This window comes from Pseudomonas sp. LM13 (assembly GCF_041381355.1).
GTDB lineage: Bacteria > Pseudomonadota > Gammaproteobacteria > Pseudomonadales > Pseudomonadaceae > Stutzerimonas > Stutzerimonas frequens.
The window spans coordinates 1-16,830 of sequence record NZ_JACBXH010000002.1 but is presented as its reverse complement, the minus strand read 5'-3'; the positions used below and the strand labels follow the sequence as shown (position 1 = coordinate 16,830).

The 16,830-nt window shown below is 57.8% G+C and carries 30 protein-coding genes; all 30 read right to left on the bottom strand.

The features are described from left to right. Positions 1 to 17: 17 nt before the first annotated feature. The 30 genes from HZR81_RS02815 to rpsJ all read right to left on the bottom strand — a co-directional run bounded on the left by HZR81_RS02815 (position 18) and on the right by rpsJ (position 16,676). Complete coding sequence (locus tag HZR81_RS02815; protein WP_500127261.1) at positions 18 to 1,220, bottom strand: ISL3 family transposase; 1,203 nt, start codon at positions 1,218 to 1,220, stop codon at positions 18 to 20. A gap of 155 nt (positions 1,221 to 1,375) precedes the next feature. Further along, positions 1,376 to 2,833, bottom strand: a complete 1,458-nt coding sequence (locus tag HZR81_RS02810; protein ID WP_500127260.1) for a catalase — start codon at positions 2,831 to 2,833, stop codon at positions 1,376 to 1,378. A gap of 161 nt (positions 2,834 to 2,994) precedes the next feature. Then, positions 2,995 to 3,384, bottom strand: a complete 390-nt coding sequence (rplQ, locus tag HZR81_RS02805; protein ID WP_011912000.1) for a 50S ribosomal protein L17 — start codon at positions 3,382 to 3,384, stop codon at positions 2,995 to 2,997. Positions 3,385 to 3,429: 45 nt separating this feature from the next. Next, positions 3,430 to 4,431, bottom strand: a complete 1,002-nt coding sequence (locus HZR81_RS02800) for a DNA-directed RNA polymerase subunit alpha (RefSeq protein WP_003293045.1) — start codon at positions 4,429 to 4,431, stop codon at positions 3,430 to 3,432. Between the two features lie 22 nt (positions 4,432 to 4,453). Continuing rightward, complete coding sequence (gene rpsD, locus HZR81_RS02795) at positions 4,454 to 5,074, bottom strand: 30S ribosomal protein S4 (RefSeq protein ID WP_011911999.1); 621 nt, start codon at positions 5,072 to 5,074, stop codon at positions 4,454 to 4,456. Between the two features lie 17 nt (positions 5,075 to 5,091). Next, complete coding sequence (rpsK, locus tag HZR81_RS02790; protein ID WP_003281811.1) at positions 5,092 to 5,481, bottom strand: 30S ribosomal protein S11; 390 nt, start codon at positions 5,479 to 5,481, stop codon at positions 5,092 to 5,094. Between the two features lie 30 nt (positions 5,482 to 5,511). Beyond that, positions 5,512 to 5,868, bottom strand: a complete 357-nt coding sequence (rpsM, locus tag HZR81_RS02785; protein ID WP_003289190.1) for a 30S ribosomal protein S13 — start codon at positions 5,866 to 5,868, stop codon at positions 5,512 to 5,514. 129 nt (positions 5,869 to 5,997) lie between these two features. After that, positions 5,998 to 6,114, bottom strand: a complete 117-nt coding sequence (rpmJ, locus tag HZR81_RS02780) for a 50S ribosomal protein L36 (RefSeq protein WP_043217073.1) — start codon at positions 6,112 to 6,114, stop codon at positions 5,998 to 6,000. Between the two features lie 29 nt (positions 6,115 to 6,143). Next, positions 6,144 to 7,472, bottom strand: coding sequence for a preprotein translocase subunit SecY (gene secY / locus HZR81_RS02775; protein ID WP_063544065.1), 1,329 nt, complete (start codon positions 7,470 to 7,472; stop codon positions 6,144 to 6,146). Continuing rightward, positions 7,473 to 7,907, bottom strand: coding sequence for a 50S ribosomal protein L15 (rplO, locus tag HZR81_RS02770; RefSeq protein ID WP_003293041.1), 435 nt, complete (start codon positions 7,905 to 7,907; stop codon positions 7,473 to 7,475). 2 nt (positions 7,908 to 7,909) lie between these two features. Next, on the bottom strand, positions 7,910 to 8,092 hold the full coding sequence (gene rpmD / locus HZR81_RS02765; protein WP_003289195.1) for a 50S ribosomal protein L30: 183 nt from the start codon (positions 8,090 to 8,092) through the stop codon (positions 7,910 to 7,912). Between the two features lie 2 nt (positions 8,093 to 8,094). Next, positions 8,095 to 8,595 (bottom strand): 30S ribosomal protein S5, encoded by a 501-nt coding sequence (gene rpsE / locus HZR81_RS02760; protein ID WP_003293040.1) that lies wholly within the window; start codon positions 8,593 to 8,595, stop codon positions 8,095 to 8,097. Positions 8,596 to 8,598: 3 nt separating this feature from the next. Next, a complete protein-coding gene (gene rplR, locus HZR81_RS02755) occupies positions 8,599 to 8,949 on the bottom strand; it encodes a 50S ribosomal protein L18 (RefSeq protein ID WP_003293038.1) in 351 nt (116 codons plus the stop codon). A gap of 10 nt (positions 8,950 to 8,959) precedes the next feature. Further along, entirely contained in the window at positions 8,960 to 9,493 is a 534-nt protein-coding gene (gene rplF / locus HZR81_RS02750) for a 50S ribosomal protein L6 (protein ID WP_063544063.1), read from the bottom strand. 13 nt (positions 9,494 to 9,506) lie between these two features. Next, the gene (gene rpsH / locus HZR81_RS02745) at positions 9,507 to 9,899 is read right to left on the bottom strand and encodes a 30S ribosomal protein S8 (protein ID WP_003293036.1); all 393 of its coding nucleotides are present in this window, start codon (positions 9,897 to 9,899) and stop codon (positions 9,507 to 9,509) included. Between the two features lie 180 nt (positions 9,900 to 10,079). After that, positions 10,080 to 10,385 (bottom strand): 30S ribosomal protein S14, encoded by a 306-nt coding sequence (gene rpsN / locus HZR81_RS02740; protein WP_500127259.1) that lies wholly within the window; start codon positions 10,383 to 10,385, stop codon positions 10,080 to 10,082. Positions 10,386 to 10,398: 13 nt separating this feature from the next. After that, the gene (gene rplE / locus HZR81_RS02735) at positions 10,399 to 10,938 is read right to left on the bottom strand and encodes a 50S ribosomal protein L5 (RefSeq protein ID WP_102840420.1); all 540 of its coding nucleotides are present in this window, start codon (positions 10,936 to 10,938) and stop codon (positions 10,399 to 10,401) included. 19 nt (positions 10,939 to 10,957) lie between these two features. After that, positions 10,958 to 11,272 carry a 50S ribosomal protein L24 gene (rplX, locus tag HZR81_RS02730; protein ID WP_500127258.1) on the bottom strand — a complete coding sequence of 105 codons (315 nt, stop codon included), beginning with the start codon at positions 11,270 to 11,272 and terminating at the stop codon, positions 10,958 to 10,960. An 11-nt stretch (positions 11,273 to 11,283) separates the two neighbouring features. Further along, a complete protein-coding gene (gene rplN, locus HZR81_RS02725; RefSeq protein WP_003281831.1) occupies positions 11,284 to 11,652 on the bottom strand; it encodes a 50S ribosomal protein L14 in 369 nt (122 codons plus the stop codon). A 23-nt stretch (positions 11,653 to 11,675) separates the two neighbouring features. Further along, positions 11,676 to 11,942 carry a 30S ribosomal protein S17 gene (gene rpsQ, locus HZR81_RS02720; protein WP_003281832.1) on the bottom strand — a complete coding sequence of 89 codons (267 nt, stop codon included), beginning with the start codon at positions 11,940 to 11,942 and terminating at the stop codon, positions 11,676 to 11,678. A gap of 2 nt (positions 11,943 to 11,944) precedes the next feature. Continuing rightward, a complete protein-coding gene (rpmC, locus tag HZR81_RS02715) occupies positions 11,945 to 12,136 on the bottom strand; it encodes a 50S ribosomal protein L29 (RefSeq protein WP_003281834.1) in 192 nt (63 codons plus the stop codon). Continuing rightward, positions 12,136 to 12,549: a 50S ribosomal protein L16 gene (gene rplP, locus HZR81_RS02710; RefSeq protein ID WP_003281836.1), complete on the bottom strand. Its 414-nt coding sequence runs from the start codon at positions 12,547 to 12,549 to the stop codon at positions 12,136 to 12,138. The genes rpmC and rplP overlap by 1 nt, the downstream gene beginning before the upstream one ends. Positions 12,550 to 12,561: 12 nt before the next feature. Next, on the bottom strand, positions 12,562 to 13,248 hold the full coding sequence (gene rpsC, locus HZR81_RS02705; RefSeq protein WP_003289210.1) for a 30S ribosomal protein S3: 687 nt from the start codon (positions 13,246 to 13,248) through the stop codon (positions 12,562 to 12,564). A 13-nt stretch (positions 13,249 to 13,261) separates the two neighbouring features. Continuing rightward, complete coding sequence (rplV, locus tag HZR81_RS02700) at positions 13,262 to 13,594, bottom strand: 50S ribosomal protein L22 (protein ID WP_003304070.1); 333 nt, start codon at positions 13,592 to 13,594, stop codon at positions 13,262 to 13,264. A gap of 13 nt (positions 13,595 to 13,607) precedes the next feature. After that, positions 13,608 to 13,883, bottom strand: a complete 276-nt coding sequence (gene rpsS, locus HZR81_RS02695; protein ID WP_003293029.1) for a 30S ribosomal protein S19 — start codon at positions 13,881 to 13,883, stop codon at positions 13,608 to 13,610. A 16-nt stretch (positions 13,884 to 13,899) separates the two neighbouring features. Further along, complete coding sequence (rplB, locus tag HZR81_RS02690) at positions 13,900 to 14,721, bottom strand: 50S ribosomal protein L2 (RefSeq protein WP_063544057.1); 822 nt, start codon at positions 14,719 to 14,721, stop codon at positions 13,900 to 13,902. Between the two features lie 14 nt (positions 14,722 to 14,735). Beyond that, entirely contained in the window at positions 14,736 to 15,035 is a 300-nt protein-coding gene (rplW, locus tag HZR81_RS02685; RefSeq protein WP_003281842.1) for a 50S ribosomal protein L23, read from the bottom strand. Then, entirely contained in the window at positions 15,032 to 15,634 is a 603-nt protein-coding gene (gene rplD, locus HZR81_RS02680; RefSeq protein WP_049326038.1) for a 50S ribosomal protein L4, read from the bottom strand. Before rplD ends, rplW begins: the two co-directional genes overlap by 4 nt. Positions 15,635 to 15,646: 12 nt before the next feature. After that, a complete protein-coding gene (rplC, locus tag HZR81_RS02675) occupies positions 15,647 to 16,282 on the bottom strand; it encodes a 50S ribosomal protein L3 (protein WP_063544055.1) in 636 nt (211 codons plus the stop codon). Between the two features lie 82 nt (positions 16,283 to 16,364). After that, positions 16,365 to 16,676: a 30S ribosomal protein S10 gene (gene rpsJ / locus HZR81_RS02670; protein WP_003186070.1), complete on the bottom strand. Its 312-nt coding sequence runs from the start codon at positions 16,674 to 16,676 to the stop codon at positions 16,365 to 16,367. Positions 16,677 to 16,830 lie beyond the last annotated feature (154 nt).

Genomic DNA, 16,830 nt, shown 5'->3' with positions numbered 1-16,830 from the left:
AGCCACAAAAAAATGGTTCATCGCGCTTTCCCGGGGAAGGCGGCCTTGATTTTCAGGAAGAAGTACTCCGAGTCCCGGAATCCATAGGCCATGCGCTTGATTACCTTGATGCGGTTGTTAACACCCTCAAGGACGCTGGTATGCATGTGGAAGTGAGCACTGGCAAGGATGCCTCGCGCGTATTTGCGCAGGTTGCGAGCGAAGCGTTGCAGCGGCGCGAGGTCGCTCTCGCGAGCATGTCGCAGCCAGGTTCGCCAGCGCCGCCAGCCCTCTCTTACGCTGGGGGCGTACCAGACGTCCTTCAGCGCATCCTTGAGCACATAGACCGTAGCCAACGGCTGGTTGGCAGCAAGCAGCTCCTGTAACTGCACGGCCTGTCCGTCCTTCAGGTTGTCGCGATTGCGCAGCAGCAGCCAACGACTTTGTTTGACCGCCTTTCGTGCCGGCTTGTCTTCGCGCAGGAGGTTGGCCTGGTCGACCCGGATTCGGTCAATCACATCTCGCCCGTAGCGCGCTACCACATGAAACAAGTCGTACACCACTTCGGCTTGAGGGCAATGTTGCTTCACCTCCAGGTCGAAAGCCGTATTCATGTCCATGGCCACCGCCTCGATCTGTTGGCAGTGCTCGCCGAGCAATTCAAAGAACGGGCGGATCGCCTCGCGGCTGTTGCCGTGACCGACCCACAGCACCCGTGTTCGCTCGGCATCCATGATGACCGTGGCGTAGCGATGCCCCTTGTGCAGGGCGAATTCGTCCATCACCAGACGGCGGACGTCGCTGGAGTCGAAGGTGCCTACCTCGGCTTCCAGGCGTCGTTTATCGAGCGTCTTGAGGGTGTGCCAGTGCAGTCCGGTGAGCTGGCTGACGTGGCTGATCGGCAGCAGCCGCAGCAAGCTTTCGAGCCAGATCCGTAACCGTTGGGTCAGGCGAGATGCAGGCTCCAGCCAGTCGATTCGCTCGGTCACCCGACCACAGTTCAGGCAATCGACTCGGCGCACTGGCAGTTGAAGCAGGACGCGCTGATCGAACAGATCACGATCACGCACCAGACGAATCCGGCGCTCGTAAATCAACGGACTGAGCTGACCACAACGCCCGCACTTGGGCACTGAACCGGCTTGAGGCTCGAGCTCAATCAGAAGGGAGTTGTTGGCAGATGAACGGCAGGCAACGGTGTCATAGCCTGGCCAGAACGAGGCAAGATCAATAGGATGCACGGCGACAGCAGGGACAGGTGAAGGGTGTGTTTGGCGACTGCCAATTTACCTGCTTCCCTGACTGTCAACTCGCTCTTCCCCCAGAGTCCGCGAAGAACCAAAAAAAACCGGCCTCTTACGAGGCCGGCTTCTAAACGCTCCACGCTCGATATGGCTTAGGCGACTTCGTTCGGATCGATGCCAAGCCCCCGGGCGACACCTGCTCCGTATGCCGGGTCGGCCTTGAAGAAGTGACCCAGCTGACGCAACTGTACGTCACGCGAAACGCCCATCATCGCACCGACGATATTGCCGATCAGCAGGTTCTGCTGCTCGGCCGTCATCAGACGGAACAGAGCACCCGCCTGGCTGAAATAGTCCTCATCGGCCCTGTGGTCATACCGGTCAGCTGCGCCAGAGAGCGCAAGCGCCGGCTCGGCGTATTGCGCCGCCTGCTTGGGGGCGTCGCTATAGCGGTTCGGCTCGTAGTTGGGTGCCGAACCACCGTTGCCATCAAAACGCATCGCGCCATCACGCTGATAGTTGTGGACCGGGCAACGCGGTGCATTGACCGGAAGCTGCTGATGGTTGGTGCCGACGCGGTAACGATGGGCATCGGCGTAAGCGAATACCCGCCCCTGTAGCATGCGATCCGGCGACAGGCCGACACCCGGGACGACGTTGCTCGGGGCAAAGGCAGCCTGTTCGACCTCGGCGAAATAGTTCTGCGGATTGCGATTCAGCTCGACTATCCCCACTTCGATCAGCGGGAAGTCCTTCTGGGACCAGACCTTGGTGACGTCGAACGGATTCTCGGCACGGTTGGCAGCCTCCGCCTCGCTCATCACCTGGATGCAGAGCTTCCACCTGGGGAACTCGCCCCGCTCGATCGCGTGGAAAAGATCGCGCTGCGCATAATCGGGATCGCTGCCAGCAAGGCGTGCTGCCTCGCTCGGATGCAGGTTTCTGATCCCTTGCATGCTCTTGAAGTGGAACTTCACCCAGTGCCGCTCGCCTTGACCGTTGACCAGGCTGAAGGTGTGGCTGCCGAATCCATGCATGAACCGATAACCATCGGGGATGCCGCGATCGGAAAACAGGATGGTGACCTGATGCAACGCCTCGGGTGAGTGCGACCAGAAGTCCCACATCATCTGCGGGCTCTTCAGATTGGTCCATGGGTCACGCTTTTGCGTATGGATGAAATCCGGAAATTTCAGCGGATCGCGGATGAAGAAGACCGGCGTGTTGTTACCTACCACGTCCCAATTGCCTTCCTCGGTATAGAATTTCACCGCGAAGCCGCGAGGATCACGCTCGGTATCCGCCGAGCCGCGCTCACCCCCTACCGTGGAAAAGCGCAGGAACAAAGGCGTCTGCTTGCCAACGGCCTCGAACAGCTTGGCGCGGGTGAGGTGAGTTATGTCTGCGGTCACGGTAAGCGTGCCGTAGGCGCCGGAGCCCTTGGCGTGCACACGACGCTCCGGAATTACTTCGCGGTTGAAATGGGCGAGCTTTTCGACCAGGTGGAAGTCATCCAGCAACAAAGGGCCACGAGGCCCGGCTGACCGAGAATTCTGATTGTCGGCAACGGGGGCGCCACCAGCGGTGGTGAGGGTCTTGCCTTGGCTCATGCTGTATCTCCTTGTACATACCGGTGAAGTCGGCTTGAGGAGAATTCTAACGAGACGCCACTAAAGAACTAATTTATTAAACGAACCAACCTGATAGAGCAGCACCATCGTTCAGACAATAAAAAACCGGGCCTAGGCCCGGTTCTTCATACAGCGGCCGATTACTCGGCTGCGGCTTCGACCTCACCAGCGACCGGACGGTCAACCAGCTCGACGTAAGCCATAGGTGCGTTGTCCCCTGCGCGGAAACCGCACTTGAGGATGCGCAGATAGCCGCCCTGACGGGTGGCGTAGCGCTTGCCCAGATCGTTGAACAGCTTGCCTACGGCAGCTTTCGAACGGGTACGGTCGAAAGCCAGGCGGCGGTTGGCAACGCTGTCTTCCTTGGCCAGGGTGATCAGCGGCTCGGCAACGCGACGCAGTTCCTTGGCCTTGGGCAGGGTGGTCTTGATCAGTTCGTGCTCGAACAGCGACACCGCCATGTTCTGGAACATGGCCTTGCGGTGGGCGCTGGTGCGGCTCAGATGACGGCCACTTTTACGATGACGCATGATTGAAATTCCTTACCAAACGTTCAGTTCGGTTACTGGGGGCGATCAGGCAGTGGCCTTATCGTCCTTCTTGAGACTTGCCGGCGGCCAGTTATCCAGGCGCATACCGAGGGACAAACCACGCGAAGCCAGAACGTCCTTGATCTCGGTCAGGGACTTCTTGCCCAGGTTCGGCGTTTTCAACAGCTCTACTTCGGTGCGCTGGATCAGATCACCAATGTAGTAGATGTTCTCTGCCTTGAGGCAGTTGGCCGAACGTACGGTCAGTTCCAGGTCATCAACCGGACGCAACAGGATCGGATCGATCTCGTCTTCCTGCTCGACAACCACTGGTTCGCTGTCGCCCTTCAGGTCGACGAACGCAGCCAGCTGCTGCTGCAGGATGGTCGCTGCACGACGAATCGCCTCTTCGGGATCCAGAGTGCCGTTGGTTTCCAGGTCAATGACCAGCTTGTCCAGGTTGGTGCGCTGCTCGACACGAGCATTCTCGACCACATAAGCCACGCGACGAACCGGGCTGAAGGTGGCGTCGAGCTGAAGACGGCCGATGCTACGGCTTTCATCTTCGTCGCTCTGACGCGCATCAGCAGGCTCGTAACCACGGCCGCGAGCGACCTTGAGCTTCATGTTGAGCGAGCCGTTGGCCGCCAGATTGGCGATCAGGTGATCGCCATTGACGATTTCAACATCGTGATCCAGCTGGATATCGGCAGCGGTAACAGCGCCCGCGCCCTTCTTCACCAGGCTCAAGGTCACTTCATCACGGCCGTGCAGCTTGATGGCGATACCTTTGAGGTTGAGCAGGATTTCGATTACATCTTCCTGCACGCCCTCGATGGCGCTGTACTCGTGGAGCACACCGTCGATCTCAGCCTCGACCACAGCGCAGCCGGGCATGGAGGACAACAGAATACGACGCAGCGCGTTGCCCAGGGTGTGGCCAAAACCACGCTCGAGGGGCTCGAGAGTGATCTTGGCACGGGTCGGACTGACCACCTGCACATCGATATGGCGGGGGGTCAGGAACTCATTTACCGAACTCTGCATGGATACACCTATTTTCTAGCCCTTACTTGGAGTAGAGCTCGACAATCAGGTTTTCGTTGATGTCGGCGGACAGATCGCTGCGAGCCGGAACATTCTTGAAAACACCGGATTTCTTGTCGGCGTCTACTTCGACCCATTCAACGCGGCCGCGCTGTGCGCACAGTTCGAGGGCCTGGGCGATACGCAGCTGGTTACGGCACTTCTCGCGAACAGCAACCACGTCACCGGCTTTAACCTGGTAGGACGGGATGTTCACGGTCTGACCGTTGACTGTGATCGACTTGTGCGACACCAGCTGACGCGATTCGGCACGAGTGGAGCCGAAGCCCATACGGTACACGACGTTGTCCAGGCGGCATTCGAGCAGCTGCAGCAGATTTTCGCCGGTAGCGCCCTTACGACTGGCGGCTTCCTTGTAGTAACCGCTGAACTGACGCTCCAGAACACCGTAGATACGGCGGACTTTTTGCTTCTCGCGCAGCTGAGTGCCGTAGTCGGACAGACGGCCACGACGCTGACCATGCACACCCGGCGGGGTTTCAATGTTGCACTTGGATTCGAGCGCGCGCGCACCACTCTTCAGGAAGAGATCAGTGCCTTCACGACGAGACAGTTTGCACTTGGGACCAATATAACGAGCCATTCTTTACTGTCTCCTGATTACACGCGGCGCTTCTTCGGCGGACGGCACCCGTTATGCGGGATCGGCGTCACGTCGGTGATGCTGGCGATTTTATAGCCGCAGGCGTTCAGAGCACGCACAGCGGATTCGCGACCCGGACCTGGGCCCTTGACGTTGACGTCGAGGTTCTTCAGACCGTATTCCAGAGCGGCCTGACCAGCGCGCTCAGCGGCGATCTGAGCAGCGAACGGAGTGGACTTACGCGAACCGCGGAAGCCCGAACCACCGGAGGTAGCCCAGGACAGCGCATTGCCCTGACGATCAGTGATGGTCACGATGGTGTTATTGAAAGACGCGTGGATGTGGGCGATGCCATCAACCACTGTCTTTTTGACTTTTTTACGAGGACGAGCAGCAGGTTTTGCCATGACTAGATTCCTGTCGATTCGCTAACGCGATTACTTGCGGATCGGCTTGCGCGGGCCCTTACGGGTACGTGCGTTGGTCTTGGTGCGCTGACCGCGAACCGGAAGACCACGACGATGACGCAGGCCGCGATAGCAACCCAGGTCCATCAAGCGCTTGATTTTCATGTTGACTTCGCGACGCAGGTCGCCTTCAACGATGAACTTGCCGACTTCGCCACGCAGCAGTTCGACCTGCTCGTCGGAAAGATCCTTGATCTTTGCTGCCGGATTCACACCGGTAGCAGCGCAGATTTCCTGCGCGCGGGTGCGACCAACACCGTAGATGTAGGTCAGCGAGATAACAGTGTGCTTGTTATCCGGAATGTTGACGCCAGCAATACGGGCCATTCAGTGAAACTCCAATTGACAGCTACCTACGCCCCGGAAGCCAAGAAAAGGGCGCGAGATATTAACGCTGTAATAACAAATATTCAACCCGGCAGCGCACTAGCTGCCGGGTTCTCACGCTTTACACAATCAGCCTTGGCGCTGCTTGTGACGCGGTTCTGCGCTGCAGATCACGCGCACGACACCGTCGCGACGAATGACCTTGCAGTTGCGGCACAGCTTTTTAACCGATGCACGAACTTTCATCACCAACTCCTAGAACCTTACGAGCAACCTCAGCGGAGCATGCCGCTGCCGTAGCCCTTCAGGTTGGCTTTCTTCATCAGGGAATCGTACTGGTGCGACATGAGGTGCGATTGCACTTGGGACATGAAGTCCATGACAACCACAACCACGATCAGCAACGAGGTCCCACCGAGGTAGAACGGCACATTCGCTGCAACCACGAGAAACTGCGGCAACAGGCATACAGCCGTCATGTACAGGGCGCCGAACATGGTCAAGCGAGTCAGCACGCCATCGATATAACGGGCCGATTGCTCACCAGGACGAATCCCGGGAATAAACGCACCGGACTTCTTCAGATTCTCAGCAACATCCTTCGGGTTGAACATCAACGCCGTATAGAAGAAGCAGAAGAATATGATGCCAGCACTGAACAGCAGGATATTCAACGGCTGCCCTGGGGCAATCGCCTGCGAGATGTCAGCCAACCAGCCCATGCTCTCGGATTGACCGAACCACTGACCAAGCGAGGCAGGGAACAACAGGATGCTGCTAGCGAAGATGGCCGGGATAACCCCCGCCATATTCACCTTCAACGGCAAATGGCTGGTCTGCGCAGCGAAAACCTTACGACCTTGCTGCCGCTTGGCGTAGTGCACGGCGATACGACGCTGGCCACGCTCGATGAAGACCACGAAACCGATGATTGCAACAGCCAGGAGGCCAACAGCAAGCAGCGCAATGATGTTGATGTCGCCCTGACGAGCAGACTCGAAGGACTGGCCAAGCGCGCCCGGCAATCCCGCGACGATACCAGCGAAGATCAGCATCGAGATGCCGTTACCAACGCCTCGCTCGGTGATCTGCTCACCCAGCCACATCATGAACATCGCACCAGACACGAAGGTTGTGATGGCGACGAAGTAGAAGCCGAAATCGTTGCTGAACGCGACCCCCTGACCGGCCAGACCGACGGACATGCCGACGGCCTGAACGATCGCGAGCACCAGCGTGCCGTAACGGGTGTACTGGCTGATCTTGCGACGCCCGGCCTCACCTTCTTTCTTCAACTGCTCCAGCTGCGGACTGACAGCGGTCATGAGCTGCATGATGATCGAGGCCGAAATGTACGGCATGATCCCCAATGCAAATATGCTCATGCGCTCCAGCGCGCCGCCGGAAAACATGTTGAACAAGCTAAGGATGGTCCCCTCGTTCTGACGGAACAGTTCGGCCAGTCGATCGGGATTGATCCCGGGAACAGGGATGTGTGCGCCAATCCGATAGACGATGATCGCCATGAACAGAAAGCGCAGACGAGCCCATAGTTCGGACAGACCACCATTACTCAGCGCGGAGAGAGCACCTTGCTTAGCCATTTATTCCTCGAACTTGCCGCCAGCTGCTTCGATAGCCGCACGCGCACCCTTGGTGGCTGCGATACCCTTGAGCGTCACCGCACGACCAACCTCGCCGGACAGCATGATTTTCACGCGCTGTACGTTCTGGTTGATGACGTTGGCGTCTTTCAGGCTCTGCACGGTAACGACATCACCCTCGACCTTTGCCAACTCGGAAGTACGCACTTCCGCGCGGTCCATGGCCTTCAGCGAGACGAAACCGAACTTCGGCAGACGGCGGTGCAACGGCTGCTGACCACCCTCGAAACCGGGAGCAATCTTGCCACCGGAACGGGAAGTCTGACCCTTGTGACCACGGCCACCGGTCTTACCGAGACCGCTACCGATACCACGACCGGGACGCAGCTTTTCGCGACGGGCACCCGGCGCGGAACGCAGATCGTTCAATTGCATGATTAGCCCTCCACACGGAGAAGGTAATAGGCCTTGTTGATCATGCCACGGTTCTCAGGAGTATCCTGAACCTCAACGGTATGACCAATGCGACGCAGGCCCAAGCCCTTGACGCACGCCTTGTGATTGGCCAGACGGCCGTTCACGCTTTTGACCAGCGTGACTTTGACAGTAGCGTTAGCCATGGTTAGAGAATCTCCTCGACGCTCTTGCCACGCTTAGCTGCCACGGATTCGGGCGACTGCATGGCCTTCAGGCCCTTGAAGGTGGCATGCACAACGTTCACCGGATTGGTAGAGCCGTAGCACTTGGCCAGAACGTTCTGAACACCAGCAACTTCCAGCAGCGCACGCATGGCGCCACCGGCAATCACACCAGTACCTTCGGAGGCTGGCTGCATGTATACCTTGGAAGCACCATGCGCAGCCTTGGTTGGGTACTGCAGGGTAGTGCCATTCAGGTCGACCTGGATCATATTGCGGCGAGCCGCTTCCATGGCCTTCTGGATGGCAGCCGGCACTTCGCGGGACTTGCCACGGCCGAAGCCAACACGACCCTTTCCGTCTCCAACGACAGTCAGAGCGGTGAAGGTGAAGATACGGCCACCCTTTACGGTTTTTGCGACGCGGTTAACTTGAACCAGCTTCTCGATGTAGCCTTCGTCGCGCTTTTGCTCGTTATTTGCCATAACTTAGAACTCCAGCCCGCCTTCACGAGCAGCATCGGCCAGTGCCTTGACACGACCGTGGTACTTGAAGCCAGAACGGTCGAATGCAACCTGCGTTACACCAGCGGCTTTTGCACGCTCGGCAACCAGCTCACCAACTTTCTTGGCCGCGTCGACATTGCCAGTGGCGCCATCACGCAATGCTTTGTCCAAGGTAGAGGCACTGGCCAGAACCTTGCTGCCGTCGGCCGAAATGACCTGGGCGTAGATGTGCTGCGAAGAGCGATAGACGCACAGACGCACGGCTTCGAGCTCGTGCATTTTCAGGCGTGCTTTGCGAGCGCGACGCAGTCGAGTAACTTTTTTGTCGGTCATTTGCTATGCCCTACTTCTTCTTGGCTTCTTTACGACGGACAACTTCATCCGCGTAACGAACGCCCTTGCCCTTATAAGGTTCAGGGCGACGGAAATCGCGAATCTCCGCGGCGACCTGACCAACCAGTTGCTTATCGACACCCTTGATCAGGATCTCGGTCTGGTTCGGGGTTTCGGCGACCACACCTTCCGGCAACGCATAGTCGATCGGATGGGAGAAACCGAGCGCAAGGTTCAGCACCTGACCCTTGGCTTGCGCCTTGTAACCTACACCAACCAGCTGAAGCTTGCGCTCGAAGCCCTGGCTGACGCCGATCACCATGTTGTTGACCAGCGCACGAGTGGTACCAGCCATGGCGCGAGTCTGCTGATCACCGTTACGACCGGCAAAGCGCAGCTCGCCGGATTCTTGGATCACTTCCACAGACGGATGAACATTCAGTTCGAGAGCGCCTTTTGCGCCCTTCACCGAAAGCTGCTGACCGGACATCTTGATTTCGACGCCAGCAGGCAGCTTGACGGGGTTCTTAGCAACGCGAGACATGCTTATCCCCCCCTTAGAACACAGTGCAAAGCACTTCGCCGCCAACACCAGCAGCGCGAGCAGCACGATCAGTCATCACACCCTTGTTGGTGGAGACGATCGACACGCCCAGGCCACCGCGTACTTTCGGCAACTGGTCAACGGACTTGTACTGGCGCAGGCCAGGACGACTTACGCGCTTGAGTTCTTCGATGACCGGACGGCCTTCGAAGTACTTCAGCTCGATGGACAGCTGCGGCTTGGCATCACCGCTGACCTGGTATCCCGCGATATAGCCTTCACCCTGAAGAACATTGGCTACAGCCACCTTCAGCGTGGAAGACGGCATGCTTACGACGGACTTCTCGGCCATCTGGGCATTACGGATACGAGTTAGCATGTCCGCTAACGGGTCCTGCATACTCATGGGCTCTTAGCTCCTAAAACAAAAAAATAAGCCTTAACGGCTCGTGTCGCCAATGGACAAACCCGGCAAAGTGCGAGGCTCAGGCGAGCCGAACATTCTAGAGAGTCGCCATAAACGAATCAAGCCCCACAGGGGGCTTGATCGAAAAACAAACAGGACCCGAAGGTCCTGTTTGTTCTGTTACCAGCTGGCCTTGACCAGGCCCGGCACGTCACCGCGCATTGCGGCCTGACGCAGCATGTTGCGCGCGAGGCCGAACTTGCGATAGACGCCGTGCGGACGACCAGTCAGACGGCAGCGGTTGCGCAGGCGCGAAGCGCTGGCGTCACGAGGCTGCTTCTGCAGTGCGACCTGAGCTTCCCAGCGCGCTTCCGGAGAGGACTCCGGGTTTGCGATGATTGCCTTCAGTGCCGCACGCTTCTGGGCGAACTTGGCGACCGTTTGCCGACGCTTCAGCTCACGGTTCTTCATGCTTTGCTTAGCCATGTGCCTACTCCAATCAGTTACGGAACGGGAAGTTGAAGGCACGCAGCAAAGCGCGACCTTCTTCATCCGTCCGGGCAGTGGTGGTCAGAGTGATGTCCAGACCACGCAGGGCATCGATCTTGTCGTAATCGATCTCCGGGAAGATGATCTGCTCTTTCACACCCATGCTGTAGTTGCCACGTCCATCAAAGGACTTGGCGTTCAGGCCGCGGAAATCACGTACTCGCGGCAGGGAAATGGAGAGCAGGCGATCCAGGAACTCGTACATACGCTCACGACGCAGCGTCACCTTGACACCGATCGGCCAGCCTTCGCGGACCTTGAAGCCAGCGATGGACTTGCGAGCATGAGTGACCACGACCTTCTGGCCGGTAATCTTTTCCAGGTCAGCGACAGCGTTGTCGATGATCTTCTTGTCACCGATCGCCTCGCCAATACCCATGTTGAGGGTGATCTTGGTAATGCGCGGAACTTCCATCACGTTCTTAAGCTGAAGCTCTTCCTTCAGCTTGGGCGCGATTTCCTTCCGATAAACTTCTTTTAGTCGTGCCATGGTTATCTACCTAGCAGTCTCAAGCGTCAACCGGCTTCTGGGTCGACTTGAAGACACGAATTTTCTTGCCTTCTTCAACCTTGAAGCCAACACGGTCTGCCTTGTTGGTTTCGCCGTTGAAAATGGCGACGTTAGAGACGTGCAAAGGCGCCTCTTTCTCGACGATACCGCCCTGAACGCCGGACATCGGGTTCGGCCTGGTATGGCGCTTGACGAGGTTGATCCCACCGACGACCAGACGGTCGTCAGCGAGCACCTTGAGCACCTTACCGCGCTTGCCCTTGTCTTTGCCGGCGATGACGATGATCTCGTCGTTGCGACGAATCTTTTGCATGCGGCTACTCCTTACAGCACTTCAGGGGCGAGCGAGACGATCTTCATGAACTTCTCTGTACGAAGCTCACGCGTCACCGGCCCAAAGATACGGGTGCCGATAGGCTCTTGCTTGTTGTTCAACAGAACAGCAGCGTTGCCATCGAAGCGGATGATGGAACCATCGGGACGACGGACACCATGACGGGTACGAACCACAACAGCGGTCATAACCTGGCCTTTCTTGACCTTGCCACGAGGAATCGCTTCCTTGACGGTAACCTTGATAATGTCGCCGATGCCGGCGTAACGACGGTGCGAACCGCCGAGCACCTTGATACACATGACGCGACGAGCGCCACTGTTATCAGCCACATCGAGCATGGATTGAGTCTGAATCATATAATTTCTCCGACCCCTAGCCCTTAGACTTCGACGGCACGTTCAACGACGTCAACCAGCATCCAGGTCTTGGTCTTGGCCAGCGGACGAGTCTCGCGGATGGTGACCTTGTCGCCGATACGGCACTGGTTGGTTTCGTCGTGGGCGTGCAGTTTGGTCGAACGCTTCACGTATTTGCCGTAGATCGGGTGCTTCACGCGACGCTCGATCAGTACGGTGATGGTCTTGTCCATCTTGTCGCTGACGACGCGGCCGGTCAGCGTGCGGACGGTTTTCTGAGCTTCAGCCATGATCACTTACCTGCCTGCTGGTTGAGCACAGTCTTGACACGAGCGATGTCGCGCTTGACTTGCGAGAGCAGGTGAGACTGCCCCAACTGGCCAGTCGCTTTCTGCATACGCAGATTGAACTGGTCCCGCAGCAGCTCGAGCAGTTGCTCGTTCAGCTGCTCAACGGATTTTTCACGAAGTTCATTCGCTTTCATCACATCACCGTCCGCTTAACAAAGGAGGTGGCGAGCGGCAGCTTTGCAGCGGCCAGGGCGAAAGCCTCACGCGCCAGCTCTTCGGAAACACCCTCGATCTCGTAAAGCACCTTGCCCGGCTGAATCTGGGCTACCCAGTACTCGACGCTACCCTTACCTTTACCCATACGAACCTCGAGGGGCTTCTTGGTAACGGGCTTGTCGGGGAACACGCGGATCCAGATCTTACCGCCACGCTTGACGTGACGAGTCAGCGCACGACGTGCAGCCTCGATCTGACGCGCGGTCAGACGACCACGAGAAACAGACTTCAGCGCGAACTCGCCGAAGCTGACCTTACTACCGCGCTGAGCCAGACCACGGTTGTGGCCGGTCATCTGCTTGCGGAATTTTGTACGCTTGGGTTGCAACATTTGGCGTACCCCTTACTTAGCAGCTTTTTTACGAGGAGCAGGCGCTTGAGGCTTGAGCTCTTCATGGCGACCACCAATCACTTCGCCTTTGAAGATCCACACCTTGACACCAATCACACCGTAGGTGGTGTGCGCTTCGTAAGTGTTGTAATCGATATCGGCACGCAGGGTGTGCAGCGGCACACGACCTTCGCGATACCACTCGGTACGGGCGATTTCAGCCCCACCCAGACGACCACTGACCTGGATCTTGATGCCCTTGGCACCAATGCGCATGGCGTTCTGTACGGCGCGCTTCATGGCGCGACGGAACATCACGCGACGCTCCAGCTGCTGAGCTACGCTCTGTGCAACCAGCATTGCGTCGAGCTCCGGCTTGCGGATCTCTTCGATATTGATGTGCACCGGCACACCCATTTGCTTGGTCAGGTCCTGACGCAGCTTCTCAACATCTTCACCTTTCTTGCCGATCACGATGCCGGGACGAGCGGTGTGGATGGTGATGCGTGCGGTTTGAGCCGGGCGATGGATATCGATACGGCTTACGGACGCGCTTTTTAGTTTGTCTTGGAGGTACTCACGCACGTTCAGATCTGCAAGCAGATAGTCTGCATACGTGCGGCCGTCTGCGTACCAGACGGAGGTGTGCTCCTTGACGATTCCCAGGCGAATGCCAGTGGGATGTACTTTCTGACCCATCTGATCGACTCCGTTACTTGTCCGCAACCTTGACAGTGATATGGCAAGACCGCTTGACGATGCGATCAGCGCGGCCCTTGGCACGCGGCATGATGCGCTTAAGCGAACGCCCCTCGTTGACGAAGACCGTGGAGACTTTCAGATCATCCACATCGGCGCCTTCGTTGTGCTCGGCGTTGGCAACGGCCGACTCCAGCACTTTCTTCATGATCTCGGCGGCTTTCTTGCTACTGAAAGCCAGGAGGTTGAGCGCGTCGCCCACCTTCTTCCCGCGGATCTGGTCGGCGACCAGGCGGGCTTTCTGGGCGGAGATGCGAGCGCCCGACAACTTAGCGGCTACTTCCATCTTTCCTTACCCCTTAGCGCTTGCCTTTCTTGTCCGCGACGTGCCCGCGATAAGTGCGGGTAGCAGCGAACTCGCCGAGTTTGTGGCCGACCATGTCTTCGGACACCAAGACCGGGACATGTTGACGACCGTTATGTACAGCGATGGTCAGACCGACCATTTGCGGCAGGATCATCGAACGGCGCGACCAGGTCTTGACTGGCTTGCGATCGTTCTTTTCCACCGCCGCTTCGACCTTCTTCAGTAGGTGAAGATCGATAAAAGGACCTTTTTTCAGAGAACGCGGCACTGTCGTATCCCTCTAGTTACTTGCGACGACGGACGATCATGTTATCGGTGCGCTTGTTAGTGCGGGTCTTCGCGCCCTTAGTCGGGAAGCCCCATGGCGACACCGGATGACGACCACCGGAGGTACGACCTTCACCACCACCGTGCGGGTGATCGACCGGGTTCATCGCGACACCACGAACGGTCGGACGAATGCCCTTCCAGCGCTTGGCACCAGCTTTACCCAGCGAACGCAGGCTATGCTCGGAATTCGAGACCTCGCCCAGGGTCGCACGGCACTCAGCCAGCACTTTGCGCATCTCGCCGGAACGTAGACGCAGCGTCACGTAGGAACCCTCGCGAGCGACCAGCTGAGCCGAAGCACCAGCTGAACGAGCGATCTGAGCGCCCTTGCCCGGCTTGAGCTCGACACCGTGAACGGTAGAACCCAGCGGGATGTTACGCAGCGGCAGGCTGTTACCAGCCTTGATCGGAGCATTGATGCCCGAGACCAGCTGATCGCCAGCGCTCACGCCTTTCGGCGCGATGATGTAGCGACGCTCACCGTCGGCATACTTCAGCAGCGCGATGTGCGCAGTACGGTTCGGATCGTATTCGATGCGCTCGACGATGGCCGGAATGCCATCCTTGTTTCGACGAAAATCGACCAGACGATAGTGCTGCTTATGACCACCACCAATGTGGCGGGTGGTGATACGACCGTTGTTGTTACGGCCGCCAGACTTCGACTTCTTCTCGAGCAGCGGTGCGTAAGGAGCGCCTTTGTGCAGCTCCTGATTGACCACCTTGACCACAAAACGGCGGCCCGCGGAAGTCGGTTTGCATTTAACGATTGCCATGATGCACCCCTTCCTTACTCAGCACTGCCGGAGAAATCGAGATCCTGGCCTGGCTGAAGAGCGATGTACGCCTTCTTCCAGTCGTTGCGCTTGCCCAGACCGCGAGCGGTGCGCTTGGTCTTACCCTGTACATTCAGGGTGTTGACCGCGGCGACCTTCACGTCGAACAGGCTCTCAACAGCCTTCTTGATTTCCAGCTTGGTTGCGTCGGTCGCAACCTTGAAAACGAATTGCTTCTTGCTGTCAGCCAGCACGGTAGCCTTCTCAGAGACGTGCGGACCAAGCAGGACTTTGAATACGCGTTCCTGGTTCATCCCAGCAGCTCCTCGAATTTCTTCACAGCCGACACGGTGATCAACACCTTGTCATAGGCGATCAGGCTGACCGGATCGGAACCCTGAACGTCACGTACGTCGACATGCGGCAGATTGCGCGCAGCGAGGTACAGGTTCTGATCGACAGCATCGGAAACGATCAGCACGTCGCTCAGACCCATACCATTGAGCTTGCTAGCAAGCGCCTTGGTCTTCGGGGCCTCGACGGCGAAATCTTCTACGACAACCAGACGCTCGGAGCGGACAAGCTCAGCAAGGATGGAACGCAGCGCAGCGCGATACATCTTCTTGTTCAGCTTCTGCTCATGGTTCTGCGGACGAGCAGCGAAAGTCACACCACCGCCACGCCAGATCGGACCACGCGTGGTACCGGCGCGCGCGCGACCGGTGCCCTTCTGGCGCCACGGACGCTTGCCACCACCGGACACGTCGGAGCGGGTTTTCTGCTGCTTGCTACCCTGACGACCGCCAGCCATGTAGGCGACGACAGCCTGGTGCACCAGCGTCTCGTTGAACTCACCACCAAAGGTGCGATCGGAGACTTCGATGGCCTGTGCGCCATTTACATTCAATTGCATGTGAACTCCCCCTTAACCGCGAGCCTTGGCGGCCGGACGCACGAACACGTCACCACCGGTGGCGCCGGGCACTGCGCCCTTGACCAACAGCAGGTTACGCTCGGCATCGACGCGCACGATTTCCAGAGACTGCACGGTTACGCGCTCGGCGCCCATGTGCCCGGACATCTTCTTGCCCTTGAATACACGACCTGGAGTCTGGCACTGACCGATAGAGCCCGGGACGCGGTGGGATACGGAGTTACCGTGGGTATTGTCCTGACCACGGAAGTTCCAGCGCTTGATGGTACCGGCAAAGCCTTTACCCTTGGACTGACCGGTGACATCCACCAGCTGCCCTGCCTGGAAAATCTCGGCATTGATCTGATCACCAACCTGGAACTCCTCGCCATCTAGGCGGAATTCCCAGACGCCACGACCAGCAGCAACGTTCGCCTTGGCGAAGTGACCGGCCTGAGCCTTGGTGACACGGGACGCACGACGCTCGCCGACAGTGACCTGCACTGCACGATAGCCATCGCTCTCTTCATTCTTGAACTGAGTGACGCGATTCGGCTCGATCTCGATGACCGTAACCGGAATAGAGACACCATCCTCGGTGAAAACGCGGGTCATGCCGCATTTACGACCGACTACACCAATAGTCATTTTGAAACCTCTTGAGTGTACGGGGCTTTCACCCGCTATGGCCGCCCATTTCAGAGCGTTACACGACTAAAACTCTCAGGTTTTAGCCGAGGCTGATCTGCACTTCCACACCAGCCGCAAGATCGAGCTTCATCAGCGCATCGACGGTTTTGTCGGTCGGCTGAACGATGTCCAGCACACGCTTGTGGGTTCGGATTTCATACTGATCGCGCGCGTCTTTATTGACGTGCGGAGAAACCAGCACAGTGAACCGCTCTTTGCGGGTTGGCAGCGGAATCGGACCACGCACCTGAGCACCAGTACGTTTCGCGGTTTCCACGATTTCCTGGGTTGATTGATCGATCAGGCGATGGTCAAAAGCCTTCAACCGAATACGGATTTGTTGGTTTTGCATTTTGACCTCAGACTCCAAGTAGCCACCCTACCAGGCGCAATACCCCCGGTAAAAGGAGGCGCAATTGTACGGATGCGCCCATAGGGTGTCAATAAATGATCAATAATAGAAAAGGGCCCCCGAGGGGGCCCTTTTCATCATCGTCAAATATTAC